The 5733-nt window shown below is 65.3% G+C and carries 4 protein-coding genes and 2 pseudogenes; 1 reads left to right on the top strand and 5 read right to left on the bottom strand.

Features of this window, described 5'->3' with window-relative positions; genetic code table 11:
* Positions 1-171 precede the first annotated feature (171 nt).
* The 4 genes from O7A61_RS30725 to O7A61_RS30710 are packed head-to-tail and all read right to left on the bottom strand — an operon-like array spanning position 172 to position 4823.
* On the bottom strand, positions 172-1470 hold the full coding sequence (locus tag O7A61_RS30725; RefSeq protein WP_337132950.1) for an NAD(P)/FAD-dependent oxidoreductase: 1299 nt from the start codon (positions 1468-1470) through the stop codon (positions 172-174).
* 2 nt (positions 1471-1472) lie between these two features.
* Positions 1473-2843: a glutamine synthetase family protein gene (locus O7A61_RS30720; RefSeq protein ID WP_337132951.1), complete on the bottom strand. Its 1371-nt coding sequence runs from the start codon at positions 2841-2843 to the stop codon at positions 1473-1475.
* A 5-nt stretch (positions 2844-2848) separates the two neighbouring features.
* Positions 2849-4132: a glycosyltransferase gene (locus O7A61_RS30715; RefSeq protein ID WP_337132949.1), complete on the bottom strand. Its 1284-nt coding sequence runs from the start codon at positions 4130-4132 to the stop codon at positions 2849-2851.
* Between the two features lie 10 nt (positions 4133-4142).
* A complete protein-coding gene (locus O7A61_RS30710; protein ID WP_337132948.1) occupies positions 4143-4823 on the bottom strand; it encodes a GntR family transcriptional regulator in 681 nt (226 codons plus the stop codon).
* A gap of 73 nt (positions 4824-4896) precedes the next feature.
* Between O7A61_RS30710 and O7A61_RS30705 the strand changes: the two are divergent.
* Positions 4897-5401, top strand: a pseudogene (locus tag O7A61_RS30705) (aldehyde dehydrogenase family protein); the annotation flags it as partial.
* A 148-nt stretch (positions 5402-5549) separates the two neighbouring features.
* On the opposite strand, the pseudogene O7A61_RS30700 reads toward O7A61_RS30705, so the two are convergent.
* Positions 5550-5733, bottom strand: a pseudogene (locus O7A61_RS30700) (hypothetical protein); the annotation flags it as partial.

Genomic DNA, 5733 nt, shown 5'->3' with positions numbered 1-5733 from the left:
CGCCTCGATAAAGCTCATCTGTCCCGTCCGCTTCACCGCCATCGCAAATCCCTCCGAGCCATAATCGAAGTGAATCACAATGCCAGAATTGCGCAACAGGCCCCTTGAGGGGGAGATGCCCGGCAGGACAGAGGGGGGGCACTGTCCCGCCAGCCTCTGATCATTAGCCCCTCAATGCTTGAGCCTATCCCGCATCGCATACCACAACATGCCCAGCACATAGAGCGGCCCGCGCAAGGCCGTCCCACCTGGGAACGGCATTGGTGTCAGCGTCGAGAACAGGTCGAGCCGCGACGCATCGCCGGTGATCGCTTCGGCGAGCAGCTTGCCCGACAGCGTCGACAGGATGACGCCCTTGCCGGAATAGCCATGCGCGAAATAGACCTCGCCATAGTGCCCGACATGCGGCAGCCGCGACGTTGTCACCGACACCAGTCCGCCCCAGGCGTGGTCAATGCGGCATCCCTTCAGCTGCGGGAAGGTGCTTTCCATGTGCGGTCGCACGAAGCCGGCAATGTCGGCCGGCGGTGACGGCGTATAGCGCTCGCCGCCGCCGAACAGCAGGCGTCCATCCGCCGACATGCGGTAATAGTTGACGACGAAGCGTGTGTCGGACACCGCGACATTGGCGGGGATGACGTTGCGAGCGCCCTCCAGCGGCTCAGTGGCGACGATGTAGTTGCCGACCGGCATGATGCGGCTGTTGACGCGCGGCTCCAGCCCGTTGAGCAGCGCATCGCCCGCCAGCACGACATGTCTGGCGCGCACCGATCCCTTTGCTGTCGAGACCCGGATCGACGGCTCCCGCTCCAGTTTCGCGGCCACTGAATTCTCGTGGATGGTGACGCCGGCAGCGACGGCCGCGCGGGCAAGGCCAAGCGTGTAGTTCAAGGGATGCATGTGACCACCGAGCGGCTCATACATGGCGCCGTGATAAGGCGTGTCGACCTTGGCCCGCGCCTCCGCCGCCGAGAGTATCTCGACATCGCGGAATTTCATCACGCTCTCGAGGCACTTGGCCTCCTCTTCCAGATCCCTGAGGTCGGAGCCGTTGACCGCGCCGACCAGATGGCCGGTCAGCCTGAGATCGCAATCGATGGCGTTGCGCTCGATGATGTCGAGCACCAGTCCGCGCGCCTCGAAGGCAAGGTCGAACAGCACCTTGGCGCGCTCAGGCCCATAGAGCTTGACCAGACCCTTGGCGCCCTTGCGCAGGCCGGGGATCATCTGGCCGCCATTGCGCCCCGACGCACCCCAACCGATCCTGCCGCCTTCGAGCAGCACCACCTTGAGGCCGCGCTCGGCGGCGTGAAGGGCGGCCGACAGGCCAGTGCAGCCGCCGCCGACGATGACCAGGTCGGCATCGACATCGCCGGCGAGCGCCGGATGGTCCGGTGCCGGATTGGCGGTGGCGACGTAGTAGGATTTGCCGATATCGAGACCGGAATTGAAACCCGTTGAAGATGCCATGATCACACCTTCAGCAAGAGGTGGTCGCGCTCCCAGCTCGTCACGACGCTCTGGAACAGGTCGAGCTCGACACTCTTGACGCGCAGATAGGTCTGGAAGAAGTCCTCACCCAGCAGTTCCCGCACCGGACCGCAAGCCGTGAAGCGGTCGAGCGCTTCCTCCATGGTCTTCGGCAGCGTGCTCCTGATCTTGTAGGCATTGCCCGACGCCTCGGCCGATCGCGAAAGCTTCTGCTCGACGCCCAGATAGCCGGCAAGCAGCGAACCGGCGATCGCCAGATAGGGATTGCAATCCGCACCCGGCAGACGGTTCTCGACCCGCCTTGCGGCGCGCCCTCCCGCCGGCACGCGCAGCCCGCAGGAACGGTTGTCATGCGACCACTCGATGTTGGCCGGCGCGCTGTGGTTGGGCCGGATGCGGCGGAACGAGTTCACGTTGGGCGCGAACAGTGGCATGATTTCGGGAATGTATTTCTGCAGGCCGCCGATGAAGTGGCCGAACATCCCGGTGTCGGCATCGTCAGCGCTGGCGAAAAGCGCGTTGCCGGCCTCGTCGACGACGGACATGTGCAGGTGCATCGAGCTGCCGGCCTGGGCCGCGATCGGCTTGGCCATGAAGGTCGCATGCATGCCGCATTGCTGCGCGGCCTGGCGCGTAAACCGCTTGAACAAAAGCACCTCGTCGGCCAGCGGCAGCGCGTCGCCATGCAGCAGGTTGATCTCGAGCTGCGCCGTGCCCGATTCATGGATCAGCGTGTCGAGCGGCAGGCCGGCCGCCGCTGAATAATCATAGATACGCCGGATCACCGGCTCGAACTCCTCGAGCGCCGCCATGTCATAGGGATGCTGCACGCCCTCGGCCCGGCCATTGGCGCCGAGCGGGGCGGTCAGCGGTCTGTCCGGATCGGGATTGCGCGCGGTGAGGTAGAATTCGAGCTCCGGCGCCACCACCGCGCGCCAGCCGCGCTTGCGGTAGAGATCGAGCACGGCGCGCAGCACATGGCGTGGCGAGGCCATCCATGGCCTGCCGTCCATGTGGAAGGCGTCGGCAAAGACATAGGCCTTGCCAGCGCCAGCGCCCGGCGCCAGGCACAGCGTCGAGACATCGGGCACCATGCGCATGTCGGGGTCCGAATAGGCAAAACCCTCGTCGATAGAGCCGGAATAGCGGCCATCGATGCTGACCAGGAATGCGCTGCTCGGCAAATAGAGCGCGCGGTCTTGCAGCGCCTTGAGGAATTTGGCCGTCGGCAGCGCCTTGCCGCGCAGCACGCCATTCATGTCGGGCACCAGGCACTCGACGTCGTTGATGCCGTGCTGCGTGAGCCAGGACTTGGGGTCGTTGATTGCGGTATTCGTGTTCTTATCGAGCATTTCGTTCATGTCCGTATCAGCGAGAGTATGGCTTGCGCGGCCACGTCCGTTCCGGGTTTCAGCGCCATCTCGGCTGCATTGTTCCTGAGGCGCGCGCGCATGGCGTCATCGGCCAGCAGGCCGAGAATGGCTCTCTCCAATACTCCTTCGGTCCAGCCGTCACGGCCGATATGGTCGCCGACGCCGGTCTCTCCGGCGCGTTGCGCATTGTCGTGTCCGTCCCAGCAATAGGGCATGATCAGCGACGGCACGCCGAAACGCAGCGCCTCGCAAAAGCTGTTGTTGCCGCCGTGGTGGATGAACAGGTCCGACTTCGCCACCACCGAGGGCTGCGGAAACCAAGCGTCGAGATAGACATTGTCGGGCACCGCCCGATAGGCGTCACGCAAGCCGCCGACATTGACGATGAAGCGCGCCGGCAGCCGGTCGAAGACGGCAAGCATGCGCTCGATCAGGCCGACATCCATGGCGCCGAGACTGCCGAAGCTGACATAGACCAGCGGCCCGCCATTGCGCGGGAAAACCGGCACCTCGAAGGGCCCTTCCGAACGCACGCAGCCTTCGAGATAGACGAAGCGCTCGGGGTCGAGCGGCTCGGCGCGTTCGCGGCGCACGATCGAAGGCGTCAGGAGCAGATTGAGATCGGGCGAGGTTTCCAGAAAAAGGCCCTTGGGCAGCGGCGCCACGCCGCAATCCGCGCGAAAACGGTTGAAGCGGTCATGCGCCGGAGCCGAAGCCTGGAGATAGCGGGCCTCGAAGGCCCCGCGTTGCGGATCATCGGTAGCAAGCCCGGACAGATAGGGCGGCACTTCGGCGTCCGGCAGCTCCGTCTCGGCGCAGGAAACGACGCGCACCCACGGGCAGCCGGCTGCGGCTATCGCCGGGAACATGATGACATTGTCGAGCACCACAGCGTCGGGCTTCAGCCGCGCCAGCAATTGGCGCAGCGGCGCCTCGGCATTGACCGCCGTGTCGACGATCGCCTGCCAGGTCGGCGCGACGTAGGTTTCGAGCTGGTCGATCGGGCTCAGCTTGAAATGCGGCAGATGCCGGCGCACAAAGGCCTGCCAGTAGCTCTGGCGCTCGCTGTCGCTCAGCGGCTCCTCGGTCGGCAGCTGGCATTCCTGGAAACCGTAGTCGGCAAAGACGCCGGAAAATCCCGCATGGCAGATGAAAACCGGCCGCGCGCCCTTCGCGCGTAGCGCCTGCGCGATGCCGACGCAATTCAACGCCGCCCCGAAACTGGCTTCGGGAAACAGCGCGATGATCGGGCTCGCTTTACGCGTCAATTAATCCTCTTCAATCCGGCCGGCTGATCATGCCGAACAGTGCGGGGGCGCCGCGGCTGGCAGCTTGCGGTCGCTGGCTGCGGGAGAGCCGCAGGTGGATGCGAAGCAGATCGGCAGTCACCTCATACTGCCGGCTTTCGAGATGGTCGAGTATGTTCAGGTGCTCGCGCAGCGATTGCTTCAGCCGGAAGACGTTGACGCCGGCATAGATGCCCGGTAGCCGGCGCAGCCTGAGGTGATCGGCCAGCGCGTCGGCGACGAAGCGGTTGGCGCAGCCCTCGGCGATCATGCCGTGGAAATCGATGTCGAGCCGCTGGAATTCGCGGGTGTCGAAGGCGGCGTCGGGCAGCGCCGAAAGCGCCTCCATGGCCTGGCGCAACATCGCGGCGCGCGCGCCGTCCAGCCGGAACCCCGGCGTCAGAATCGCCGCCGGCTCCAGCAAAAGCCGGAACTCGTAGCTTTCGCCTTGCACCCCCGGATCGTCCGGCGCACGGCGGAACAGCCAGGATTGACCGGGTGCGCGATCGAGAAAGTTTTCTTCGGTCAGTCTATTCAGAGATTTTAATACCGTCTTCCGCTCAGCACCGTAGCGCCGCATCAGCCCGGCGACGGTCACTGTCTGGTCCAGGCGCCGCGCCGACCGGTCGCGCAGGATGGCTTCGGCAAGCTCGTCTTCCTCGGCGGCGGGCAATTCGGCTGACATCGCCGGCTGCGCGGCAAGGTCGATCGCCAGGACATAACCGGCGTCGGCCTCCCAGCGCACGACGGTCGACGATGCCATTGCCCACGGGGCCAAGGCCGTCACCGGCGGCCGCATTCCGCCGGCGCACAATACCGGCTGGTTCTACGAACCGACCATCCTGACCGGCGTCATGCCGGACATGGCGATCGTGCGCGAAGAATGTTTCGGCCCGGTCGCCGCGATCTGCCCGGGTGAAGGATTTCGACGAGGCCATCCGGCTCGCCAATGACAGCCCGTTCGGGCTTGGCGCTTCGGTGTTCACTACGGATCTCGCCGAAGCGCATGAGGCGGCCGAACGGCTCGAAGCCGGCATGGTCTGGGTCAACAACCCCTTGATCGACAATGACGCCCTGCCCTTCGGCGGCTGGAAGGCTTCCGGCCTCGGCCGCGAACTCGGGCGCCAGGGTCTCGATGCCTTCCGCCGTTCCAAGATGGTCATCATCGACCACAGGCCGGCCATCCAGGACTGGTGGTATCCCTATCCCGACAGCTGGTTCCGCGAGACCGGCGGCCGCAAACACGTATGAAGAATGGCGCCCGGCAACTCCACGCGGCTGTTGTGCTCTTATGCCTCGATCGGTTCGACCAGGGCGCGCGAGCAGGAAAAACAATGCCGCCGGGCGAAGCCCAGCGGCATCTTCTTTGATCGGCTACCGCCTTTTCAGTGACGATCCGCTACGGCGTCGTTCCCGCTTGAAGCTTGGCCGCCGTCTGGTCGATCTTGCCGGCAAGGACGCCTTGGGCCCAGGCCGTGACCTCGGCGTCGACAGGCTTGTTGGCCATGTCCGTCAGCGCCGCGTCGAGCGATGCGTCATCGGTGCCGACCGCTGCCGCGGTTGCCGCGGCCGCGGCTTCGTCG

This window comes from Mesorhizobium sp. Cs1321R2N1, from assembly GCF_037179725.1.
Taxonomy (GTDB): Bacteria; Pseudomonadota; Alphaproteobacteria; order Rhizobiales; family Rhizobiaceae; genus Mesorhizobium; species Mesorhizobium salmacidum.
The sequence above is the reverse complement of the archived record's forward strand: the minus strand, read 5'-3'. Positions and strand labels throughout refer to the sequence as shown.